Raw genomic sequence first — 21,167 nt, forward strand, 5'->3', positions numbered from 1 at the left:
ACAAGTCCACGGTGTATATCCCCAAGCCCTCCCGAAATCCGAAAGGGCAAAAGTGGACGACTTTTACGCCGCCCGCGACAACACTATGCCGTCGCTACCGTGGCCGAGTATTGCTCCGCCGTTCACAGAGCGTATGACCGACCGTGGGTTCCTTACCCGGGCTGCCCGCCTCGTGGAAATTGAAGCGATATCCCGATGTGCCGACCGTTGGCAGGACCGAAATAGTCTGACCCCAAGGGGATTGGTCCGGGCCACGCCCTTCGACGCTGCCATGCAGGGCCGCGAAATCCGCGAAGTTGATCGAGGAAATCGGCGTCTTGCGGGCCCGGTAGCCGAAGTTGCCCGGGGATTGCGCAAAATACGTGGCTTTAAGCGCCATGTTCTCGCGCACGATGACAGACATGATTTCCTGGCCCACGCGCTTGATCTGGGCGGCGGCCCGTTCGAGCGTGTCGCGGTCCGGCGCATAGACCGCGATGGAGAGGTGATGGTCGCCAAAGGCGATGCGCCCTGCCTCCTGGTCGTCCGCGGCCTGGCCCAGTTGTTCGCGCAGAGAGACGGCGGCATCGTCGGAAGCATGCATCTGGCGGATGATGCGTTGGATGCGTTCAGCCATGATGTTGTTCGGGATCGGGCTGAAGGAGTTCGTGAGCACGATATCGAGCGGCAGGTCGAGCGCATCGAGGAGCGTGACATCCGTGAGTGCCGGATAGGTTTTCATCGAAAAGAGCGCACCGTATTTGACTTCACCGGTCACGGCGTCGGTCAGGGTGACGACGTCGCCATCAAAGGTCGCGCAGCAATTGCTCAGAGTATGCGAGAGGGGCAGGGCGCTTTGCCCGAAGGCGATGGGGGAGAAGCTGCCCGCGTTCAGCGTATTGAGATAGCCCAGCCATTCACCGCCCTTGCAGGTCAGCCGCACAGGGTTGGCCGACGCAAGCGCCACCTCGAAAAAACCCATGACCTCGTTCAGCTCTTGCATCCGCGTCGCGCGGTCCTTGACCCAGGCCTTGCGGGCCAGCGCCCGCAGGAGCGGAATGCGCGCCGAAATGTCGGGGCGCCGGATGACGCTGAGATAGAGTTGGCGCTTGGCGGGGCGGAGGTCTTTGACATGGGCCTGCCAGCGCGCATCGATCGCGGCGGCAAAGCTGTCCCCGTCGATGGGACGCATCCCGAGATCCTGCGGGACCGAGATCCGATGGATGTAGAAGCCGAAGGCATTGCCGGTCTGGGCGACGATGGCCGCGACCGCGCGTTTGAGCGCGTCGAGCCGGGCATCCTCGCTGGTCATCGGGTTCAGACCATCAAGGCGCAGGGTCGCCAGGAGATCGCCCTCGCGGAGGACCATCACATCGTCGTCCGCGAGGGCGAAATACGGCAGATGCTCCGCGAGATAGCTCTCCCGCGCGAACGCCCCACCGCCCGCTTGATGCAGGGCGGCCCCAACAGTGGAAAGTGTGCCTGCATCAAGTGCCAAAGCTGTCACCCCCATGCAAGGCCCGGTTTTTCGTCGGGCGCACCGAGCCGTAGGAGACGCGCAGAACTTCGAAAAAATGTGGCTCGCGATCGGCGACGAACCAGAGGATCGGATAGGCCACGAGGCCGATCAGGAAGAAGAGCATCGACTTTGTCCAGATGAACGGCAGAACGACCCCTGTCGCCAGCACCACGAGGTATCCGACGGGAAGGCCCAGATACTTGGGCGGTCGGGCGAGGCCCAAAAAGAGGGGGGATCGTTCTGCCACTGCTCTACTCGGTTCTCAGGAGAAGCCGTCGACGATGGTGCCGGCCGAGAAGATCAGCACGATCCCGATGATGACTGAGGCGAACCAGCCCCAGTTCAGCCGTCCCATCATGCACATGAAGCCGGTGCCGATGACCGCGAGCGTTGCGACCGCGATCCCGATGGGACCGGTCAGCGCGGCCTCGACGGTTTCCAGCATGGTCTGGATCGGCGACAAGTCTTGCGCGAGAGCGGGTGTTGCGAAAGCCGCCAGGGTTGTGGCGACAGGCAAGAGGCGGCTGAGGCGATGTCGAAGCATGCGAAGTTCCCTTGTTTTACTGAAGATCGATGAGGACCGGAGCGCGCGCAGGCACCCGGGCAGCGACGCGGATGTCCAGCGCGGAAACAGGTGTACCCGCCAGTCGGGATCGGATCCGGTGGATGCGCGCGATGTAGTCGCGGGTCTCGGTGAAAGGCGGGATGCCGGAATACTCGACCACCCTGTGCGGCCCGGCATTATAGGCTGCCAGCGCCAGGTCGATGTCCTTGAACGTGGCGAGCTGGGCGAGCAGGTAGCGCGCCGCGCCATCGAGGTTCTGGGACGGATCGCGCGGGTCGACCCCGAGTGCGCGCGCCGTGTCGGGCATTAGCTGGCCCAAACCATAGGCGCCCTTGGGGCTGACGGCGGTCGGATTGTAGCTGCTTTCGGCCTCGACCAGGGCGCGGAAGAGGATCTGCCAGTCGTCCGCATCGAGGTCGACCTGCCGCAGGGCGCGGTTTCCCTTGTGGCGATCTGCCGTGGCTTCGATCAGGGAGAGGATGCCGTCGCGACCGGAAGGCGGCGTGGCGTCCAACGAGGCCAGAACGACTTCCGCCTCAGCACTATAACCCAGCCTCGCCCAGGCAGGTGGTTCGCCATGAAAGATCCAGCCGGATGTCCGGGCCGTGCCGTCACGGCCGAAGGCGATGACGTCAGCCGCGCTCCTCGAGGGTGATGCTGTAATCAGGACCAAAGCGCAGATCGCGCCCGTCACCGAACTCAAAATGATGTTTGAAGAGCCCCGGCCATATGTTGAAATACCGCGGCTCTGGCCCGTGCGGGGTGATCCGGGTCGAGACCAGAATGGCTTCCGGCTCGCCCTCGCGCAGGTAGATGCACTGGTAGCGCGGCTTGCCATCGTCCGTGAACCCCACGAGTTCATACCGGCAGCGGAACGCGATGCCCTTCTCGGACAGGTCTTTGACACCGTCGATGGTGATCAGGATCTGGTTGCGCGCTATCGGCATGTTCGGACTCTCCCCACGAGAGCCCTTCTACTTCACGATACTAAGGCCATAAAGTCATATAGAGTCAATACGACATATTGCAGGAAAACACATATTGCACGATAGTTGCCGCAACTTGTGCGGGAGAGCGACATGAAGCGACAGGTGATGGCAGCGGCGATGGGACTGGTGGCGGTGTTCGGAGCCCCAGGGAAGGCGGAGGCCTATGACATCGACTGCGCCATCATGCTCTGCATGGCGGGTGGATTTCCACCAAGTGCCGTCTGCGCGCGTGCCTACCGCACCATGATTCGTCGCATCACGCCCTGGCCGAGTCTACCGCCCTTCGGGGTCTGCACCTTCGCCCATGTGCCGGTTGAGCTGGGCGGGCCCGGTGGGGAGGGCGAGCTCGACACCAACCTGCCGGAATACGAATGGCTGAACCGGACCCATGTGATCTGGTTCACCGGTCGCTCCTATGAGCCGCGTGACGAGCCGCGTCAATGGGACTGGTCGATCCGCTCCTGTGATCGCGAGAACCGGACCTGCCGCTACATCCAGCGGGTCTACGGATCCCACGCGCCCTGGCCCGCGACATTCATCTCTGAAAGCGGGCAGGAGATCGCTTACCCGACCAGCGGTGGCCTATGGCACTTCTATTCCCGTAGCATCATGGTCGAATACGGCGACTACGAGGGCAACATGGGCCACTCGGAGTGGTTCTCCTACTGATCCGGAGTGCCTGATGCCTTGAGGGAAACTGGGCGCAGGTCGGCAAGGTCTGCATCGAAGCGTTCTGGATCGACATGCCAGCGGCGGCTCACCGAGCCATCATTCCAACGGTAATCGGTGAACAGGTGAAGATCCTGCACCCCGTCGCTCAGAAACCCTTCCTGGAAAGGCCAGCCTGTCTTTCTCTTCGCCATGTACCCGCGTCACTCGTACTGTTCTTGTCGTTCGTATCTTTCGTGCTGGGGGGGGATCAGAGCCTCAGGCAACGGACTATCGTTTCGCGAAGAGCTCTTCGGGGTCGACATTGAGCGCCTTGGCGATCCGTTCGAGAAGGTCGAGGGAGGCCGCGAACTTGGCGTTCTCGACCTTGCCCATATGGCCGCGGCTCACGTCGGCCCGATGAGCGAGCTCCTCCTGGCTGAGGCCGCGGGCGCGTCTCAATTCCTGGATGTTCAGTGCTACACGGTCCCGCAAGTTCATGCCCGCGAAACGGACATGGTGCGCGAAATATCGCCACGCGATATATGTTACATTCGGAGGTGCAGAGAAGAATTCTTGGAACGGCGCGAGATCGCCGGAACGGGATACCTGCCGATACGCAGGTCACGGGATGATCCGTCTCGCTAGCATTATGGGCCGTTCAATCGTTTTTTCGGAAAAGGGCGGCGCCGGAGGGAGTTGCCGGTACCGCAAATCGATCATTCACAGGGATGTTGTAGAGCAATCAATTCTTCCCCGATGGATTGCAGACTGGGGTCACATGGCCGATCTCTCGAAGCATCCCGGACATCTAGTGATCAGCCTCATTTCACCAAGCCCAATGGTCGCTTCACGTCACTAAGTGGGAAGCACGCGTCCGTCCTGGGAGAAACCACCATGGTAGAGACAATTGTCCGCCGCAGCCGTCGTCGCTCTGTCCAGAGCCGTCTCGACATCTCCTGACATTTTCCAAGTCGCGATGAAATTCGCGATGAATGTATCCCCAGCTCCGGTCGTATCCACAGCCCGGATTGGTTTGCCGGCGATGCTGCATGTTCTTGTGCCGTCGGAGGCCATCGCCCCCTCAGCGCCTCGCGTCACGACAACAAGCCTATGCCCGACCGCCAAAAGGCGCTCCATCTCGGCTTGAGCCGCTGGCAAATCCTCGCCCACGGAGCCGAATGCGAGATCGACAGCTGTTGTCAAAGGGTTCACGGCACAGTCGACTGACAGCGTGGCACCGCTTCCTTTCAGCTTCTCACACAGAAGATCACTTTCATTCAAAAGCCCGAAATGCACATGGTCCGCCGTGCGCAATATCTTGATTGCGTCCGGCCCGGGAAAATAGGCCGCACTTGCCCCGAACTCTTCGAATAAAAATTGACGATCGCCCTCTGCGCTATGCGCGATGTCGGTATAGGCCGTAACTTCCGGACGAATGTCGAGACCATCCACATTCACCGCATTGAGCACAAGCTCTTGCCGGGTCCAGCGCCCATCCGCGTCATCGCCCACAGCCCCGAAATAAGCGGCGTCATGACCCGTCTTGGCGAAATGAACGGCGACATTGAGGGCATTGCCGCCGACGCGAGCAATCTTTTGGGTGAGAAAACGGTCGATGCAATTGTCGCCAACGGCTGCAAGACGAAATCCTGTCACGAAACTCTCCATAAAGGGGGCGTGGGCCCGCAATCAGGCCCACGCTTTAGATCAGTAGGCGACGCGTTTGTAGTAACGACGTGTCACCAACGGGTGGTCCCGCAGCGCTTCAAGATGGGCGCTCAAACGCTCCAGAAGCGTTGCCATCATTGCCGGAGAAAGCAAGGCGCGCATCTCGTCGGACAGATCGCGGGGAGCGAACTCACGAATGTCGAGGATCGTGAAGCGATCGGTGTATTGCGGCGCAAAGCTTGCCACACGCTCGGCCAAGGCGTCATAGGCATCTTCGCCCCGGAACAGGATCAGACTCACACCTTTTTCGATCAGCTCAAGCGGACCATGGAAGAAATCGGACGCATGCACCGGGCGGGTACGGATCCATTGCATTTCCTCAAGGATACAGGTCGCGTAATAGAGCGTCTCCGGCCACATGTTTCCGGCGCCGGCGAACATATGGTAATCTGCGCCAGCGATGATTTTGGCGTAGTCTTCGGCTTTCGGCTCAAAGGCTTGCTTAGCCTTCAAAAGCGCTTCCGGCACGGTTTGCAGTTCTGCGACCAGCTCATCGTAATTGTCGATCTCGCCGCGCGCTTTCATCACCGACAAGGCGACCAGAAGCGACTGGATGTAGAAGGACTCGGACGATGTATCGTCTTCGGCGAAATTTACCAATGCGGGATTGCCGCCAAGGCCCAGCGGCGTTTCTGCATGGCCGACCAGGGTGATCAGCGTGCAGCCGATTTCCTGGAGCTTATCCATCATCGCGACGCTTTCTTTGGTCGTGCCGGACAGAGAGGGCATGATTACAATGGAGCTCTCGGTCAGGTTCGCGGATCCGGTAAGCACAAGCTCGGCCGGGTAATCTTTGTAGACTGGAAACCCGGACCGGCGATGGAGGAGTTGCACCGCAGGCTCCATCAGATAGGCGACACCGCCGGTGCCGAGAAAATAGAGGTTGCTTGCACCATTCTCGATGGCGGCAGAGATCACCTCGTCAATCCGGGGAGCCAGAGAGACTGCCCCGCCTTGGATCCTCAAAAAACGCGCTTCGTCAAAGTTGAACATGGACTTTCCTTTTCATATGGCCCGATTTGGGCAAAGTTCATCTGTCCGGCGCCCCGCGTGAGGCGACGGTTTGCCCGCTTCGGGGCGCTAGAGCCGAGCGACGTCAGCCTAGAAAGGTGGCAATTCGCTCCGAGAGCTGTTGCGCACTGTGGCGCAGGTGAGAGGAGCGGGTTTCAAGGGTGGCGCGATCATCTTCGAGTCGACCTGTCATCTCCGAGATCATCGCGCGGGTGGAAACGGGGGCGGGGCCGCCAGTGACAACGCGGCTTGCGACCGCAGAGGTTGGGTTTGTCCAACCGCGCAGGGTCTCTTCGGAGATGTCGAAGGTACGGCCGATCTCGGCCTCTGCGGCAGCATTCAGCGTGGTGATATCCAGACCCGAAGCATCCTCCCCCCGAGCAATCACCATCTGGACCGCGCGCCCGACAACATGGTGGGCGTCGCGGAAGGAAATGCCATGTTCGCGCACCAGACCGTCCGCAACATCGGTCGCGGTCGAAAAGTTGGCCGAACAGCGCGCCAAAAGCATCTCTGCATTCGGTTCCGCGGTCTCGAAGATCAGGCGCAGCAGCGGCAAGGCATCCGCGAACCGCGCAAAAACCGGCCAGGCATCGATCAACCCTTCGCGGACGCTGTCGAGCCCGATGGAATAGTTCGACCCTTTGACCGCCGACAACGATCCGCTCAGTGCGCCAATGCTGCGCCCGGCTTCGGCACGGAAGAACTCCAGAGGCAGCATATTCTTTTTCTGCGGCATGATCGAGGAGGTGCCTGCCACACTGTCCGGGAAGCGCAAGGTGCTGAATTCCCATGTCGTGAAGGTGTAAAGATCCTGCGCCACGCGCGACAGCAACACCTGACAGCTGGTGACGGCCCAGAGAAGCTCGGTGACATAATCGCGCGAGGCAACGGCATCGAGACCCGGCGTCGCGATGGCGGCAAAACCCAAGAGCTCCGCCGTCATGTCTCGGTCAATCGAAAAGGACGTGCCGGCAAAGGCCGCCGAACCGAGCGCACAGGCGTCGGCGCGCGGATAGACGGCGGCGATACGGTCGTATTCCCGCTCAATCCCGCGCGCCACATTGGCAAGGTAATAGCCGAAGGTGATCGGCTGGGCGGGTTGCAAATGGGTGTAGCCGGGCATCACGGTCTCGGCATGGCGCTCCGCCGCCGCAAGACAGGCCTGACGCGCGACGTTCACCTGCCTCAGAAGATGTAGACACCAGTCCCGCGCCGCCATCCGGTCCAGCGTCGACCCGATGTCGTTGCGGCTGCGCCCGATATGAAGCCAACCGGCGGCAGATTTGCCGATGATCTGACCCAAACGGTTTTCGAAGGCGAAATAGCTGTCCTCGAATTGCGGATCGAGGTCAATCGCGTCCGGCCCTTCGGCACGCACCTGCGCTATGCCTTTGAGGATCGCTTCTGCGGTCTCTTTCGCGATCAGCCCCTGTGTCGCGAGCATGAGCGCGTGGGCTTCGTTGAGCGCACACATCCGCTCAAGCACCACCGCATCAAACCCACGCATCGGAGGGGCATAAATTGTCTGAGCGACTTCCGGTGCGGTCGCTTCGGCCAGACGGGAACTTACGGAGTTTTGCATTCTTGCTTGCCTTGAATTGATGTCATTTCAGTCAGCCGCCTCTGGAGCGTCTGAAGACCTCCGGGGGTTGTCGCGTTGCGCAGCATCGGAAGGAGGTCCGATGCAACATCGGTGTTGGCGAGAGCGCCATATCGCCCAACCGTGTATTTCGTCAGGCAATCGCACCATTTGTCCGAGAGATCCCCCTCCGTCGCCGGAAGGCTCAGACTGCCCGGCGCGGCCTCTGCGGTCATGCTGTGCGGCTCGTCATCTCCCACGAACACCGTCACATGCGCGCCGGTCGCAATGCCGCTGGGCCCAAAGGGCAGATCATGCGCCTCGGCAATGTCGATCCGGTGCATCATCTCGCGGATACGTGGATCGGCAGGGGCGCCATCTTGAAACGCCTTTGCCTCGAAAGCATCAAGCCCCACACGCCCGGTCACGGCCGCTGTAGCCAGACAATAGGCCAGAGAAAACCGCCCCTCGTCTCCGCTTTTCGGCGGAGTGCTTTGCAAAATCGCGAGCGCGCGCGGGTCGAGCGCACAAGTGATCCGTTGCGGCAAATCGTGCTCCGACACCTCGGCGCAGAGCGTCAACGTGGCGTAGATCGCCGCATGGGTGGCGGTACAGCTTGGGTAGAGCTTGGTAACAAAGCCCGCTGGCGGAAACTCAGAGACATCCGCGTCTGCGGTCATGGCGCCTTGGGAGAACAGCGCGGTAGCAAGGCCATCGAGCGCGTCTGAACTGCCCTGCCAACCGGCGCGCGCCAGCTCGGCGCAGCGCACCCCCGAGGCTGCGGATTGACCGACCTGTAGCGGTTTGCCCATGCCACCGAACGCGCCGCGCCCCCCCGATGCAAGCGAGGCAGCCAGACGGACCGCAGAAAGGCTCTGTGCCTGATCCAGCCCCATGCACCGTGCCGCGGCCAACGTGGCCCCGAACACGCCCAAAACGGAGGTCGGATGCCACCCTGCGGCATGCAGCGCCGGGTTCCACACGGCCCCCAAGAGCAACATGGCTTTGCAGCCCGTCACATAAGCATCGACCAGCAGGGCCTCATCGGCGGACTGTCCGAACCGATTGACCGCCGCCAAAGCCGCAGCCAGGCTTGGCGCCGAAAGATGCGCCATCGCCAATTCCGTTTCGTCATCGTCATAATCCAGAAGATGCGCAGAAAACCCGAAATACAGCGCGGCATCCGAGGTGGACAGCCAGTGATCCGTCCCCAGCGCAAAACTGAGACCCGGCGCAGGCTCACGCGCGGTCGAAAGCGTGCGCATCAGCTGATCCGACCGAGGATCGGCATCCCCCGCAAGCGCCACGGCGAGCGTGTCGCAGATCGCATCCGTGGCAGCCCGGCGTTCACTCTCCCCGACCGGGAGCCCGACGAGATGCGACAGGCGTCTCTCGATCGAACCTCCGGCCAGTGAGGCTCCGGGGAGGGGAGCCCCGGAACGCGGGGATATCGTGGACGGCAGTGTCATGCGCTGGTCTGCATCGACGCTTCGATGTCCTTGATTTTCTTGTCGATCTTTTGAGCACCCGCGCCACGATAGGGACGCTGGTAATAGGCTTCCACGCGGGCGCCGACGAGCGAGATCAGGCTGCACAGGACGAAATAAACCACCAGGATCGAGCCATAGACCAGATAGGCCGGGCTACCGCCGCGCATGATCGTTGTTTGTTCAATCAGGATCTGACCAGCCCGAAGCAACTCCTGCGCGCCAACGATGGCCCCCAGCGATGTCGCCTGAACAACAGCGGTCAAAAGGCTGACGTAGGGCGGAATGATCACGGGCATGGCTTGCGGCAGGACGATCAGGAACAGGGTCTTGATCGGGCCAAAATTGAACGCAGCGGCGGTTTCGCGCTGGCCGGAGCCGACCGACTGAAGCCCGGCGCGCAGGATATGCGCCCCATTGGCCCCGCCCCAGATCGAGATGGCGATACAGGCCGACCAGAAGGGACCAAAGCCAAGACCGATCAGCGGCAAGATGAAATAGACCATCAGCACGTTGACCATAAGCGGAATGTCCCGCAGCACCTCACACAAGGTGTAGCCTGCCGTTTTGATCACCCGGATTTTCGACTGCAACATGGCGACGAGAAGGATGGCGATCCCGGTGGCCCCGATGGCCACTGTCAGGGACATCAGGAGGGTTTCGATGAAGCCTGCGAACAGGAAGACGCGATATTCATAAAGAAGCGACATGGTTACCTTCCCACATACGGCCGGTCGAGGCGGCGTTCGAGACGATGCCCAAGCGCCGAAACGACGAGCACAACAGCGAGATAGATGACGCAGATCGCCAGGAACATCTCGATGGAACGGAATTCATAGGCGATGCGGTCGACGGCCACGAAGGTCAATTCGACCAACCCGATGGCCTGAAGATAGGCCGAGTTCTTGATCGTGCTCACGACCGTGTTGAGCGTCGAGGGCAAGGCAGAGCGCGCCGCGATCGGAAAGACCACGAAGAGCCCGTGGTGCCAGGCGCGCAGCCCCAAGGACGCGGAGGCATTGCGAATATCTTTGCTGACAGAGGTCAGCCCGGCGCGGAAACTTTCGATGTGAAAGGCGCTGGCCCAGATCGAAAGCGCGACAACGCCCGACCAGAAAATCGACAGTTTCAAACCGAGGCTCGGAAGACCGTAGAAAACGAAAAAGACCTGAACCAGATACGGCGTTCCACGGATGAATTCGACATAGGCGGCGATGAGATAATTCAAAGCCTTGACCGATGACACGCGCAATGCGCAGCCGACAGCCCCCGCGAGCAGAGAGAAAATAATGGCGAGAAAACTGACGAGCAGCGTCATGCCCAGACCGTTGATCAGGTCCGGCACGGCTTCCCATATATAGGCCCAGTCTATCATGATGGCAGAGATCCGTTTCGGTTCATGGCTTCAAGAGGTGTTTGGGGGCCATGATGTCGGCCCCCAAAGCAGAGTCAGGATCACATATGCGGCGGTTCTTCGAGGAAGCCGCGCTTCATGACCTCGACAACGGCCGGTTCCTCGACGAATTCGGGAATGACCTCTTCATAGAACCCTTCTTCACGAAGCTGGTCGAGCGCTGCGTTCACGAAGGCCATCAGTTCAGGCTCATTCTTACGCAGACCGATGCCGTTCTGACCAAGATCAAGCCCCTCTTCGACCACACGCAGGTCGTCATAGTTCGACCCCAGCGTGTACACGAGACCGCCATCGCCGACAAAACCGTCCGCGCGCCCTTGCAGCAGAGCCTGAACGCCATCTGCCGTGGTGTTGAGCTGCATCATCTTGATGCCCGGAATGTTGTCTTCGAGCCATTTGATCTGAGAACCGCCTTTGACGATCAAGAGCGTCTTGTCCTCAAGATCGGCCAGTTTTTCCACCGGGCTGTCGCTTGGAACGAGCACGTTGGACGTGCCCCAGAAATAGATGTTCGAGAAGTCGATCACCTCTTCGCGGGCCGGAAAACGACCGAGAGTCGCGAGAATAAGATCAAGTTTGCCGGAGTTCAGAGAGGGGATGCGTGCCTCGCTGGTGACACAAGACAGCTCAGCGCCATCCTCGGAACCAAAGGCGTATTCGCCGATTTTCTTGGCCATTTCGACTTCGATCCCCATCGGCGTGCCATCGACACCGGACGCGCCGAAGGGCGGGCTGTCACATTTCACGCCGATGCGAATGACGCCTTGCTCTTGAATGGCCTCGGGAAGCGGCGGAAAGTCTTGGGCCGCGACCGGGGCCGCAAGGGTGCCAACGATGCTGGTTGCCAGCAGAAGGGCAGCAACAGAAGAAAATTTGGTTGTCATGGGATTTCCCTGTGGTTGGTTTTTAAGTGATTGGTTTGTGGTGTAGGGGCGTTTTGCCCTTTGGCCTGAACCTTCTTGTGGGTTCAGTGAAGGATTTGACTGAGAAAGCGCTGTGTGCGTTCCTCACGCGGGTTGTCGAAAAACTCATTCGGCGGCGCACTTTCGATCACAGAGCCCTGATCCATGAAAATGACGCGATCCGCGACCTGACGCGCGAACCCCATCTCATGGGTGACACAGACCATCGTCATGCCCTCACCCGCCAGTTCCGCCATCGTGTCGAGCACTTCGCGCACCAGTTCAGGATCGAGCGCAGATGTCGGCTCGTCGAACAGCATGATCTCCGGCGACATACAGAGTGAACGCGCGATTGCCACCCGTTGTTGTTGCCCGCCGGAAAGCTGGCTTGGATATTTATGTGCCTGATCGGGAATGCGAACGCGTTCGAGGTAGTGCATGGCAAGCTCATTGGCCTCGGCGCGGGATTTGCCCCGCACCCAACGCTGCGCAAGGGTGCAATTGTCGAGGATGGTCAGATGGGGATAGAGGTTGAAGTTCTGGAACACCATCCCGACCCGGCGGCGCACCTTGTCGATGTTGGCTTTGTGGTTATTCACCTCGATGCCATCCACCACGATAGAGCCCGACTGATACTCTTCGAGGTGATTGATGCAGCGGATCATCGTGGATTTGCCTGACCCCGAGGGCCCACACACGACCACCTTTTCACCACTCGCCACGTCCAGATCGATATCGCACAGGACGTGCATTGATCCGAACCACTTATTGACCTTTCGGAATTGAATCCCGCCCTGATCTCCCGAAGCTTCCGACATCCCTGACCTTTCGTTTTTCGTGAGGACCGTGTTTTGCCTCAACTTGTTTGACAACACATCACCACAACGCCTTGTTTTCTGTCAATGCTGGATTTGAATTTTCTTCAAAAACCTAAAATTCCCTTATTTTTATAAGTTTTAATTGAAGTCTACGACAGGGGAGGGCTTAATGTTGTCAAACAAATTAGGAATCACAGCTCATGTTCGACCCCCTATCTACGCGCCTGGCCGCCATGAACATCCATTATTTTCGTCACAGCCTGGCTCACTTTCTCGATGATGCTGCCGCACTTGGATTTTCCAAGATCGAGCTTTGGGCCGGCATGCCACACCTCAGCCTCGAGGATGCGACAGACAACGACATCAAGCATACAAAGCAACTCTTGCTGGAACGCGAACTGGCGCCCATCTGCCTGACGCCGGAGCAATGCCTGTACCCCATCAACCTCGCCTCCGAACACCCCGGAACGGCACGAAGAAGCCTTTCTTATTTCTTGCGCGCAATTGAGGTCGCGGAGGCTTTGGAGTGCCCCCAGCTTCTCGTCACTGCCGGATGGGGATATGCAAACGAGTCCCCGACCGACGCTTGGAACCGCGCCTGCGACCAGTTGGGCAAGCTTGCGCAAGAGGCCCAAAAGAAAGGCGTGACATTGCTGCTTGAACCACTGTCAAAAACGGAATCAAACCTGATCGTGTCGAGCACAGATTTGGCCCGCATGATGGAGGACATCGGTTCGGATCAGATCGCGGCAATCCTGGACCTGAATGCGATGACCGCCGCCGGAGAAACGCCTGAGGCGTATCACACACGCTTTGGCGAAAGGCTGCGCCATGTCCATATTTGCGACGGCACACCCGAAGGCCATCTGGCATGGGGCGACGGAACACTCCCCCTTGCGGACTATATACATAGCCTTGAAAAATCAGGATATACTGGAACCTATAGCTTTGAATTCGTAAGTCCCGACTACTGGCTCGATCCTCGCACGCCGCTTGCGCACTCCCATACTGAACTTCTGCAACGTGTATAGAAAGAGCCACTCATGACTGATCTTCCGCATATCGGCCTTGTGATCTCAGGCGGCACGCTCACCGCCCTCGCCGAAGACCCTTATGAAATCTGCGACTATGGGCAGGCAGGCAGCTATACCGTTCCTGAGGTGATGCGTCAGTTCGGCCATCTGGACCAACGCTTTCGCGTCACCGAAGTGCCCTTCGATCCCGTGCCCAGCTTTGACATGGGTTTCACGAAATGGCGCGACATCTATACATCGTGCCGCGTGACGCTTGCTCAGAATCCTGACATCGAAGGGTTTGTGCTGACGCATGGCACCGGCGCCTTGGCGGAAACCGCGTTTTTCCTCTCGCTCGTCTGGGACCTTGGGGTCCCCCTCGTCGTCACCGGCGCCCAACGCCCAGCCTCCGCCCAAGGCAGCGACGGGCCAATGAACCTCTTCCACGCTCTCAAGGCCGCAGCGGACCCGCGCATTTTAGGCTCCGGTGTTGTCGTTGCGATCAATGCCGAACTTCACGATCCGCGCGACGTTTCGAAATTCGACAATGCCGCGCTAGGCAGTTTTCGCTCGCCTTGGCGCGGGTCGCTTGGGCGGTTTACTGGAAATACGCTCGACCTGTTCCGCCCCATTGTTTCACATCTAATTCCAACTGCATCTGAAGCGTGGCAAAAGTTGTCTGACCTCCCGCGCGTCGACATTCTGTTTTGCCACAGCGACGGGGACACAACCGCATTGGAGGCCTTTTTTGCCGCAGGCGCTCAAGGCATTGTCATAGCCGGATTTGCCCCTGGATATGCGACAAGCGTACAGGCGCAGGCCCTTGAGCATTGGTCGAAGACAAAGGGCGGCATCGTGATCGCCGCCTCCCACGCCTCTGGCCGCGTCCCGGAAAACAGTCGAAATCACAGCCACGGCTTTATGTCCGCAGCGAGCCTATCGCCCGCAAAAGCGAGAATTCTCTTGCAATTGTGCGTATCACAACAAAAATCTTCCAAAGAAATTTCTGAGTTGTTTGACAGGGTGAGTGCAGGATGACCGACAGTATGGAAAAACTGAAACCGAGCGGGATCGAATGGCTTCGCACCAGCATTTTGGAAATGATTCAGGAAGACGCTTTGTCTCTCGGCGACAAGCTCCCCTCTGAAAAAGTGATGAGCGAACGCTTTCACGTTTCCCGCCCGACGCTGCGCGAAGCCCTCAAACTTCTCGAACGCGACTCGGTGATCGAAGCCCAGCAAGGCAAAGGCCGCTTCGTATCCGCAGGCGCGATGTTGACGATTGCGCGACCGATTACAAAGTTTGAAAGCGTTTCCGAGATGGTGCGCAGCCACGGTTACAGCGCAAAAACCAGAATTCTGGGCTTTTCCACTGTCCCCGCGAGCGAAGAGGTCGCAACCGCGCTTGATCTTGACCCGGACTCTCCGGTTCTGCGGGTCGAACGGCTACGCCACGCCAATGACGAACCTCTGGTCTATTCGGTCGACTGGATCCCCACCCATTTGTTCAAAAATGGCGAACAGCGCGAAGCCGATTGGGCTGGCTCCATCGTGACGCTGATGGCCGAAATTGATCGCCGCCCGGTTGCCTCCACGGCACATATCACCGCAACGATGCTCCCTGATATGCCAACAAAACTGCATGGCCTAGAAAATTTTGGCCCCGCCCTTTTGATTGAGGAAACCTGTTTTGCCGAGGATGGGACCCGTGTCCTTTTTGCCAAGGATTATCATCGCGGCTCTGCGTTCTCGTTTAGTTTCGTACGCAAATCATGAATGGTGACTCAAGAGTCGTTGCGATGTGTGAGCGCTGCGTGAACCGCGACTCTTGTTAGCCTTAGACCCCATGATCGCGGAGTGAACTTGACTAGGCTGGTGGCCTCTCCTGCGGCATTCTCCTTTTGAGGGTTGCGTCCGGTTGGCGGGCGCCGAGCCTCAATAATGGGGGAGAGACCAGATGCAGAGTAGCATGTTTATCGGATTGGATGTCCATAAGGCGACGATCTCAGTCGCGGTGGCGATGGGAGAGCGCGGCGGAGAGGTCCGGCATTGGGGGACGGTGCCGCACCGCCCTGATCATGTCCGTAAGCTGGTGGAGAAGCTGGCTGCGAACGGAAACCGGTTGTGTTTCTGCTATGAGGCCGGGCCTTGCGGCTACGGTCTGCACCGGCAACTCGTCGAGATGGGGCATGACTGCATCGTGGTCGCACCATCGCTCATTCCGGTGAAGGCGGGTGATCTTGTGAAGACCGGTAAGCGATGCGCAGCCCCCACACTTTCGAGCTGACTCCTGATCTGCGATTCAGAGGCTTCTTTGATTTGTTGGGAGTTTCTCGATGGGAGCTATAAGCGAGTTTCTGGCAAGTGTGCCTCGCCGTGCGGACGGCAAGCGGAATTGGCCGTCAGAGCTGAAGGCTCGGATTGTGGCGGAGACATTGATTGAAGGCGAGACTGTCCACAGGCCCATCCAGGCCGCAAACTGTCTTCCGGATGCAAACTGCTCCGGTGCCGGCGCTTTCATCACCAGTAATACCGCTCGATCGGTCCGACACCGAGAATCTTCGCGAGGCGGCGACAACACTCGTTGCTGCGGTACCAGGTCATCAAACTCGCTTCTATCTCTTCCAGGCGCTCCCTCAGCTGCGCAAATTCATCCGCAAGTGACGTAAACAGATCGCGCGCCAAAGCGGGGACGTTTTCATCAGCTATGATGCGTTCCAAAAGGCGCGGAATATGAGACACGCCTTTGGCCGCGGTCACTCCGAACTCTGCGGCATAACCACGGATCGTATTGGCAAGTTGCGTCCGGGTTGCGACAGCGCGCTCGCGAATGCCTGCCAGCATCAGTGCCGCCTGTTGCTCGGCGCTCTTTACCGGAACGAACCGCATCGTCGGGCGGCTCATCGCCTCGCACAGCGCTTCAGCATCGGCCGCATCATTCTTGCCACGCTTCACGTAGGGCTTCGCAAGCTGCGGCGCAATTAGCTTGTCCTCATGGCCGAACCCGGTCAGCAACCGTGCCCAGTAATGCGAGGCACCACAGGCTTTGATCGCAATGCCGGTCGGCGGGTATTTCGCAAAAAACTCCACCATCTCTTTCCGGCGCATCTTGTTGCGAAGAACCGATTGTTCGGCGGTGTCCACGCCATGCAGTTGAAACGCGTGCTTTGACGTATCCATGCCAATACGGATAATCTGACCCTCGGACGGCTCCTTCGTGTGAGATCTTCAACGACTCACTCTGGCACATTTCGATGCCGCTTGGGGGCCGTCCAGTCCAACAAGGTGGGTCTGCGAGGACCCAAGGAGGAGGACAGTCATGTCATCAAAGCTATCTGGAGCCAGAGAAAGGGAAGCCCGGGTGCCGGGCTTGAAAGGATAGAGAGAGCCTCATCCGGGTCCGGCGTGACAAGGACCCTGACCCATGGCCAAGAAAACGACCCGCCCGAAACCCTCCACCGAAAAGAAGACCGAAGCCGCCGGATCGGCCACGCCTGACGGCGCCGCCGACATCCGGATGATTCCGCTCAATCAACTGGAACCGAGCGCGCTCAACGTGCGCAAGGTTGCGGCAAGCGCCTCCGATGACGCCGAGCTTCTCGCCAGCATCCGCGAGACGGGTATCAAGCAGAACCTCGTGGTGCACGCGCTATCAGAGTCGCGGTTTGCCGTCGATGCCGGTGGCCGTCGCCTTAAGGCGCTGAAGCAGCTTGCCGAGGACGGCGTCATCCCTGCGGATCACCCGGTGCCCTGTCTCATCGAAGATGAGCGCGACGCCATCCTCACCTCCGCGACAGAAAACCTCCAGCGCGCGGCAATGCACCCCGCTGACCAGTTCGAGGCCTTTGAGAAGATGATCGCCGAGGGTCGCAGTGAAGACGAGATCGCGCTGAAGTTTGGCGTCTCGGTCGACTTGGTGCGCCGTCGGCTCAAACTCGCCCGTGTCGCGCCCGAGATCATCGAGCAGTTCCGTGCCGGCGACCTGACCCTCGAATGCGTGATGGCGTTCACCCTGACCGACGATCATGATCGCCAGTTGGCGGTCTGGAACGCAGTGAAGGGCGGCTATCACATCCATCCGCAGAGCATCAAACGCCAGCTGACCGAGACCGCGCATTCGGCGAACTCGGCCCTCGGGCGCTTTGTCGGCATCGAGGCCTATGAGGCGGCGGGCGGCGTTCTGCTTCGCGATCTCTTCGACGATCGCGCCAGCGCCCATATGGAAAACCCCGAACTCCTGGAGCGCCTCGCCATCGAGAAGCTGCAGGCAGCGGCCAAACCCTTCGAGGGAACGTGGAAATGGGTCGAGGTGCATCTCTCGGTGGACTACGGCGCGTTTCGGAGTTTCGGACGGGTCTATCCGCAGGATGTCGAACCCGATCCGGATCTGCTTGCCGAGGAGGAACGTCTCATCGCGCGCGAGGAAGAACTGGCGGCGCAGAATGACGGCGAGGATTGGGCCGACGCCGAGACCGAAGAATATTACGCCATCGAACCGCGCCTGCGCGAAATCGAGGCCCTGCAGCGTGAGCGGCAGCCTTACGCGGATGCAGATCGCGCCATTGCGGGCGTGGTTCTGACCATCGGCCATGACGGAGCGCTACGGTTCGAGAAAGGCCTGGTGCGGCCCGAGGATATTCCCACCGCACCCGAGCCGGACGAGGCGCATGCTGATGCGAGTGATGCCCACTCCCCTTCCCGGCCGCATGTGACGCTGCCGACCTCTTCAACTCCCGTGCCGACCTCCGACCCGGCCGCGACCTTTCGCAAGGCAGATGGGATTTCGGCGAGCCTGGCGGATGATCTGCGCGCCACGCGCCAGCACATCCTGCGGGCGCATCTGGCGGCGGATTTCGACGTGGCGTTTGACGCGATGCTCTATGCGCTCTGCGAGCAGGCTTTGGGGCGGTCCTACAACAACGAAGCGCTCGACATCTCGATCCGGCCCTTCCAGGCGCAAAACCGCGAGGTGCTGCACGCGGATACTGTCGCCCAAAAGATGCTCGAGGCGCTGGAACAGGACCTCGCCACCGACTGGATGACCCTGGAGAAACCTGAGGACTTCCGGGCGATGTCGGCGCTGCCCATCGCGGACAAGCAGGCGCTTTTTGCCTTGGCGACGGGTCTGGCAGTCAAGCCGCAGCTCTCCTCCGACAATCGCCCCTCCCCCATCATCGAGGAGATTGGCGCGCGGCTCGATGTCGATGTGGCAGCCTGCTGGCGCCCGACCGCGCAAAACTACTGGGGCCGGGTCAACAAGGGCCATGCAGTGACCACGGCACGCAAGCTGATCGGCGACGACTACGCCGAGGATCGCAATCGCGAGCGCAAAGGCGATATCGCGGCCGCGATGGAGCGGGCTTTCGCGGAAACGGCCGGCGAGACGGAAGGGTTCGACACGGCGACGGTTGCGAAGACGACGCGCTGGCTGCCCGACGGGATGGTGTTTTCCGGTGCCACAGACGCCGGTGCCGACATGGCTGGCGATGTGCCGGAGGCCAAGGAGGGGGATGTGTCCGCCGAAGATTCCCTGACTGACACTGAGAGCAATGAACCGTCGTCCCTGCCCGCCTTCCTCAGCGAGGATGCGGCCTGACGAGCCGAGCACCAACCTGAACCTGACCTGAACCTTGGGCCGTCCTCACATCGAGTGCGGCCCCTTCCGACTGACGGGTTGCCTACAGCCGATATCGGATCGGCTGGCCCGTCCCGGAGAGTTCACATGACCGCCACACTCGACCTTGACCCTGTGCGGGAAGCCGCATTGATCGCTGCGCAAAATGATGCGTTTCGCCGTTCGATCCTCGGAAATACCCCTGTTGCCGATGCGCCGCAGGGACAGTTCGTGATGACGCGGGGCGTCGCGGCGCTTGGGCCCGATGCCCGGCTGGAACTCACACGCCGCGTTGCGGCCTTCGGCGCCTTCAATGCTGATAGCGACCCCTATGGCTGGCACGAGATGGGCGTCATCGAACTTGATGGCACGACGGTCTGGTTCAAACTCGACCTGTACGATGTCGACTACCAATACGGCTCCCCCGAGCCGTCCGATCCAACGCAGACACGCAGGGTCCTGACCCTGCTTCTTCCGTCGGAATATTGACGACCTTTCTTCCCAACACCGCCCCGGACCGCCCTTGCACCAAGGGCGGTCCTTTCGTGCTGGCGGATTCCAAGGGGCGCGATACCCGCGCCCCGCCCGCCGCAGGAGACCAGAGATGGCCAAGACACTCGACTACCAGATCACCCTCTACCCGGCGCATCGTGATGGCGCTTTCGTCGTCACCGAGTTCAAGATGATGGCGAGTTACCCTGAAAAGCGCATCCAGGCCGCGGGCATGGTCGACCTGATCGACCAGGTGACGCAGTTCGCGATGGAGCATGGCGAGAGCTGCAGCGCCTCGGTGCGCTGTCTCGCCCCGCGCAAACCCCCGGGGTTCAAGCGCGTGACCGAGAACCTCTATTTCAACCTCGTTGATCGGACGAACGAGAAACGCGGCGACGCTGCGGCCTGAAGCCCCCGCAGGAAACCTCCAGGGCGGCCTCGTACAACGGTCGCCCTCCCCTCAATTTCAAAGGACTGAAGACGTGACACAAGTGAATAATTTCTACGTGCAGATGCTCGAATCTCAGAGACGTGCTGCCGAACAGCGGGTCGAGAACCGTGCTGCCCTTCTCTCCGAGCTGCGCGGCCTCTGTGTGACGAACGTTGAGGTGCAATACGAAGGTTACGGCGATTCCGGCAATGTCGAGGATGTCGTCGTGACGCCTGACACGATCACTCTGACAGAAGAGCTGCGCCGCCGGGTCGAAGACTTCGGTTGGGACTTTGCCTATGCGCTGAGCCCCGGCTTCGAGAACAACGAAGGCGGTTATGGCGAACTCACTTGGGCACTCGCGACTGACAAAATCGATGTCAGCCACTCGAACCGCTATATCGAAACCAACACCACCGAACACGAGGGGCTTTGATATGGCTCATCCCCTCCATCACGCCGAAAGCTCAGCCCGAAAGTTCGGCGGTGTGCCAGATGACTATCAGTTCGTGCATGACTGGTTTGATTCATCCAAAGAGCACCTAGGTCTCTTTGTTCACAGAGCCCAAAAACATCATACCGTTGGGATCTATGATGCTGAACGCCACTTCGGTCGCAGCCTGACCAACAGCGCGGGCCGGGTCGTCCCGATCCGCTGGATCGGCGAGCAGCATGTGCGCGAAGACTGCCAGGGGCGGATCCCGTCGCTGGCGGACTGGCTCGGACGCATTCAGCCGGAGCCGTGGATGGCCAATGGCCGGATCGACAACGATCCGACGCAGATTGGCAGCGATCCGCGTGCGGTCTGGATCGAGGCGGTTGCCAATCACCAAACCATTCTTGGCTTTGAGGATTGGCTTCTCAAGGTCTCGGTCGAGCACGTCCAGCATCGCCAGAATTGCGCCGCCGCCTGATCTACCGGACGGCAAAGCCACCAACCATCTGATCCCATCCAGATCGGCCCGCCTGAGTCC

Annotated in this window: 24 protein-coding genes and 2 pseudogenes; 10 read left to right on the plus strand and 16 right to left on the minus strand. The window is 60.0% G+C overall.

The window, feature by feature from the left end:
* Window positions 1-94: 94 nt before the first annotated feature.
* The 5 genes from ACP15R_RS25345 to ACP15R_RS25365 all read right to left on the minus strand — a co-directional run bounded on the left by ACP15R_RS25345 (window position 95) and on the right by ACP15R_RS25365 (window position 3,010).
* The gene (locus ACP15R_RS25345) at window positions 95-1,477 is read right to left on the minus strand and encodes a hypothetical protein (RefSeq protein WP_424988678.1); all 1,383 of its coding nucleotides are present in this window, start codon (window positions 1,475-1,477) and stop codon (window positions 95-97) included.
* On the minus strand, window positions 1,467-1,745 hold the full coding sequence (locus ACP15R_RS25350; protein ID WP_424988679.1) for a type IV secretion system protein VirB3: 279 nt from the start codon (window positions 1,743-1,745) through the stop codon (window positions 1,467-1,469). The genes ACP15R_RS25345 and ACP15R_RS25350 overlap by 11 nt, the downstream gene beginning before the upstream one ends.
* A gap of 15 nt (window positions 1,746-1,760) precedes the next feature.
* Window positions 1,761-2,042, minus strand: coding sequence for a TrbC/VirB2 family protein (locus tag ACP15R_RS25355; RefSeq protein ID WP_040181317.1), 282 nt, complete (start codon window positions 2,040-2,042; stop codon window positions 1,761-1,763).
* Window positions 2,043-2,058: 16 nt separating this feature from the next.
* A complete protein-coding gene (locus ACP15R_RS25360) occupies window positions 2,059-2,577 on the minus strand; it encodes a lytic transglycosylase domain-containing protein (RefSeq protein ID WP_424988680.1) in 519 nt (172 codons plus the stop codon).
* Between the two features lie 118 nt (window positions 2,578-2,695).
* Window positions 2,696-3,010, minus strand: a complete 315-nt coding sequence (locus ACP15R_RS25365) for a hypothetical protein (RefSeq protein ID WP_284376258.1) — start codon at window positions 3,008-3,010, stop codon at window positions 2,696-2,698.
* A 132-nt stretch (window positions 3,011-3,142) separates the two neighbouring features.
* Between ACP15R_RS25365 and ACP15R_RS25370 the strand changes: the two genes are divergently transcribed.
* Complete coding sequence (locus ACP15R_RS25370; RefSeq protein ID WP_424988681.1) at window positions 3,143-3,721, plus strand: hypothetical protein; 579 nt, start codon at window positions 3,143-3,145, stop codon at window positions 3,719-3,721.
* Here the strand turns inward: ACP15R_RS25370 and ACP15R_RS25375 are convergent.
* The 10 genes from ACP15R_RS25375 to ACP15R_RS25420 form a co-directional block, all read right to left on the minus strand.
* The gene (locus ACP15R_RS25375; RefSeq protein ID WP_424988682.1) at window positions 3,715-3,915 is read right to left on the minus strand and encodes a hypothetical protein; all 201 of its coding nucleotides are present in this window, start codon (window positions 3,913-3,915) and stop codon (window positions 3,715-3,717) included. The two genes, ACP15R_RS25370 and ACP15R_RS25375, sit on opposite strands and share 7 nt — an antisense overlap.
* A 76-nt stretch (window positions 3,916-3,991) precedes the next feature.
* A complete protein-coding gene (locus ACP15R_RS25380; protein WP_424988683.1) occupies window positions 3,992-4,195 on the minus strand; it encodes a helix-turn-helix transcriptional regulator in 204 nt (67 codons plus the stop codon).
* Between the two features lie 363 nt (window positions 4,196-4,558).
* Window positions 4,559-5,359 carry a PfkB family carbohydrate kinase gene (locus tag ACP15R_RS25385; RefSeq protein ID WP_424988684.1) on the minus strand — a complete coding sequence of 267 codons (801 nt, stop codon included), beginning with the start codon at window positions 5,357-5,359 and terminating at the stop codon, window positions 4,559-4,561.
* A gap of 51 nt (window positions 5,360-5,410) precedes the next feature.
* Window positions 5,411-6,424 carry an SIS domain-containing protein gene (locus tag ACP15R_RS25390; RefSeq protein WP_424988685.1) on the minus strand — a complete coding sequence of 338 codons (1,014 nt, stop codon included), beginning with the start codon at window positions 6,422-6,424 and terminating at the stop codon, window positions 5,411-5,413.
* A gap of 103 nt (window positions 6,425-6,527) precedes the next feature.
* Window positions 6,528-8,027 (minus strand): argininosuccinate lyase, encoded by a 1,500-nt coding sequence (gene argH / locus ACP15R_RS25395; protein WP_424988686.1) that lies wholly within the window; start codon window positions 8,025-8,027, stop codon window positions 6,528-6,530.
* The gene (locus ACP15R_RS25400) at window positions 8,012-9,493 is read right to left on the minus strand and encodes an MmgE/PrpD family protein (RefSeq protein ID WP_424988687.1); all 1,482 of its coding nucleotides are present in this window, start codon (window positions 9,491-9,493) and stop codon (window positions 8,012-8,014) included. The genes argH and ACP15R_RS25400 overlap by 16 nt, the downstream gene beginning before the upstream one ends.
* Complete coding sequence (locus ACP15R_RS25405; protein ID WP_424988688.1) at window positions 9,490-10,221, minus strand: amino acid ABC transporter permease; 732 nt, start codon at window positions 10,219-10,221, stop codon at window positions 9,490-9,492. Before ACP15R_RS25405 ends, ACP15R_RS25400 begins: the two co-directional genes overlap by 4 nt.
* 2 nt (window positions 10,222-10,223) lie before the next feature.
* Window positions 10,224-10,886 (minus strand): amino acid ABC transporter permease, encoded by a 663-nt coding sequence (locus ACP15R_RS25410; RefSeq protein ID WP_424988689.1) that lies wholly within the window; start codon window positions 10,884-10,886, stop codon window positions 10,224-10,226.
* A gap of 80 nt (window positions 10,887-10,966) precedes the next feature.
* The gene (locus ACP15R_RS25415) at window positions 10,967-11,809 is read right to left on the minus strand and encodes a transporter substrate-binding domain-containing protein (protein ID WP_424988690.1); all 843 of its coding nucleotides are present in this window, start codon (window positions 11,807-11,809) and stop codon (window positions 10,967-10,969) included.
* Between the two features lie 83 nt (window positions 11,810-11,892).
* Window positions 11,893-12,645, minus strand: a complete 753-nt coding sequence (locus ACP15R_RS25420; RefSeq protein ID WP_417277491.1) for an amino acid ABC transporter ATP-binding protein — start codon at window positions 12,643-12,645, stop codon at window positions 11,893-11,895.
* A 200-nt stretch (window positions 12,646-12,845) separates the two neighbouring features.
* Between ACP15R_RS25420 and ACP15R_RS25425 the strand changes: the two genes are divergently transcribed.
* The 4 genes and pseudogenes from ACP15R_RS25425 to ACP15R_RS25440 form a co-directional block, all read left to right on the plus strand.
* On the plus strand, window positions 12,846-13,676 hold the full coding sequence (locus ACP15R_RS25425) for a sugar phosphate isomerase/epimerase family protein (RefSeq protein WP_424988691.1): 831 nt from the start codon (window positions 12,846-12,848) through the stop codon (window positions 13,674-13,676).
* A 12-nt stretch (window positions 13,677-13,688) separates the two neighbouring features.
* Window positions 13,689-14,696 (plus strand): asparaginase, encoded by a 1,008-nt coding sequence (locus ACP15R_RS25430; RefSeq protein WP_424988692.1) that lies wholly within the window; start codon window positions 13,689-13,691, stop codon window positions 14,694-14,696.
* A gap of 8 nt (window positions 14,697-14,704) precedes the next feature.
* Window positions 14,705-15,433, plus strand: a complete 729-nt coding sequence (locus tag ACP15R_RS25435; protein ID WP_424988693.1) for a GntR family transcriptional regulator — start codon at window positions 14,705-14,707, stop codon at window positions 15,431-15,433.
* Window positions 15,434-15,788: 355 nt separating this feature from the next.
* Window positions 15,789-15,923 (plus strand): annotated as a pseudogene (locus ACP15R_RS25440) (IS110 family transposase); the annotation flags it as partial.
* A 192-nt stretch (window positions 15,924-16,115) separates the two neighbouring features.
* Here the strand turns inward: ACP15R_RS25440 and ACP15R_RS25445 are convergent.
* Window positions 16,116-16,837, minus strand: a pseudogene (locus ACP15R_RS25445) (IS110 family transposase); the annotation flags it as partial.
* Between the two features lie 244 nt (window positions 16,838-17,081).
* Between ACP15R_RS25445 and ACP15R_RS25450 the strand changes: the two are divergent.
* The 5 genes from ACP15R_RS25450 to ACP15R_RS25470 all read left to right on the plus strand — a co-directional run bounded on the left by ACP15R_RS25450 (window position 17,082) and on the right by ACP15R_RS25470 (window position 21,107).
* On the plus strand, window positions 17,082-19,253 hold the full coding sequence (locus ACP15R_RS25450; protein ID WP_424988694.1) for a ParB/RepB/Spo0J family partition protein: 2,172 nt from the start codon (window positions 17,082-17,084) through the stop codon (window positions 19,251-19,253).
* Window positions 19,254-19,379: 126 nt separating this feature from the next.
* Window positions 19,380-19,760, plus strand: coding sequence for a DUF3768 domain-containing protein (locus ACP15R_RS25455; protein ID WP_422908145.1), 381 nt, complete (start codon window positions 19,380-19,382; stop codon window positions 19,758-19,760).
* Window positions 19,761-19,875: 115 nt separating this feature from the next.
* On the plus strand, window positions 19,876-20,172 hold the full coding sequence (locus ACP15R_RS25460; RefSeq protein WP_422908146.1) for a hypothetical protein: 297 nt from the start codon (window positions 19,876-19,878) through the stop codon (window positions 20,170-20,172).
* A gap of 73 nt (window positions 20,173-20,245) precedes the next feature.
* Window positions 20,246-20,629: a DUF6878 family protein gene (locus ACP15R_RS25465; RefSeq protein WP_422908147.1), complete on the plus strand. Its 384-nt coding sequence runs from the start codon at window positions 20,246-20,248 to the stop codon at window positions 20,627-20,629.
* Window position 20,630: 1 nt separating this feature from the next.
* Complete coding sequence (locus tag ACP15R_RS25470) at window positions 20,631-21,107, plus strand: DUF6915 family protein (protein WP_424988695.1); 477 nt, start codon at window positions 20,631-20,633, stop codon at window positions 21,105-21,107.
* Window positions 21,108-21,167 lie beyond the last annotated feature (60 nt).

It is taken from the genome of Microbulbifer sp. S227A (assembly GCF_049800935.1).

Excerpts from the sequence above, each read along its gene's own strand:
- ACP15R_RS25355 (WP_040181317.1), bottom strand. The coding sequence starts at position 2,042 with ATGCTTCGACATCGCCTCAGCCGCCTCTTGCCTGTCGCCACAACCCTG.
- ACP15R_RS25365 (WP_284376258.1), bottom strand. The coding sequence starts at position 3,010 with ATGCCGATAGCGCGCAACCAGATCCTGATCACCATCGACGGTGTCAAA.
- ACP15R_RS25370 (WP_424988681.1), top strand. The coding sequence starts at position 3,143 with ATGAAGCGACAGGTGATGGCAGCGGCGATGGGACTGGTGGCGGTGTTC.
- ACP15R_RS25375 (WP_424988682.1), bottom strand. The coding sequence starts at position 3,915 with ATGGCGAAGAGAAAGACAGGCTGGCCTTTCCAGGAAGGGTTTCTGAGC.
- ACP15R_RS25390 (WP_424988685.1), bottom strand. The coding sequence starts at position 6,424 with ATGTTCAACTTTGACGAAGCGCGTTTTTTGAGGATCCAAGGCGGGGCA.
- argH (WP_424988686.1), bottom strand. The coding sequence starts at position 8,027 with ATGCAAAACTCCGTAAGTTCCCGTCTGGCCGAAGCGACCGCACCGGAA.
- ACP15R_RS25400 (WP_424988687.1), bottom strand. The coding sequence starts at position 9,493 with ATGACACTGCCGTCCACGATATCCCCGCGTTCCGGGGCTCCCCTCCCC.
- ACP15R_RS25405 (WP_424988688.1), bottom strand. The coding sequence starts at position 10,221 with ATGTCGCTTCTTTATGAATATCGCGTCTTCCTGTTCGCAGGCTTCATC.
- ACP15R_RS25410 (WP_424988689.1), bottom strand. The coding sequence starts at position 10,886 with ATGATAGACTGGGCCTATATATGGGAAGCCGTGCCGGACCTGATCAAC.
- ACP15R_RS25415 (WP_424988690.1), bottom strand. The coding sequence starts at position 11,809 with ATGACAACCAAATTTTCTTCTGTTGCTGCCCTTCTGCTGGCAACCAGC.
- ACP15R_RS25420 (WP_417277491.1), bottom strand. The coding sequence starts at position 12,645 with ATGTCGGAAGCTTCGGGAGATCAGGGCGGGATTCAATTCCGAAAGGTC.
- ACP15R_RS25425 (WP_424988691.1), top strand. The coding sequence starts at position 12,846 with ATGTTCGACCCCCTATCTACGCGCCTGGCCGCCATGAACATCCATTAT.
- ACP15R_RS25430 (WP_424988692.1), top strand. The coding sequence starts at position 13,689 with ATGACTGATCTTCCGCATATCGGCCTTGTGATCTCAGGCGGCACGCTC.
- ACP15R_RS25435 (WP_424988693.1), top strand. The coding sequence starts at position 14,705 with ATGGAAAAACTGAAACCGAGCGGGATCGAATGGCTTCGCACCAGCATT.
- ACP15R_RS25450 (WP_424988694.1), top strand. The coding sequence starts at position 17,082 with ATGGCCAAGAAAACGACCCGCCCGAAACCCTCCACCGAAAAGAAGACC.
- ACP15R_RS25455 (WP_422908145.1), top strand. The coding sequence starts at position 19,380 with ATGACCGCCACACTCGACCTTGACCCTGTGCGGGAAGCCGCATTGATC.
- ACP15R_RS25460 (WP_422908146.1), top strand. The coding sequence starts at position 19,876 with ATGGCCAAGACACTCGACTACCAGATCACCCTCTACCCGGCGCATCGT.
- ACP15R_RS25470 (WP_424988695.1), top strand. The coding sequence starts at position 20,631 with ATGGCTCATCCCCTCCATCACGCCGAAAGCTCAGCCCGAAAGTTCGGC.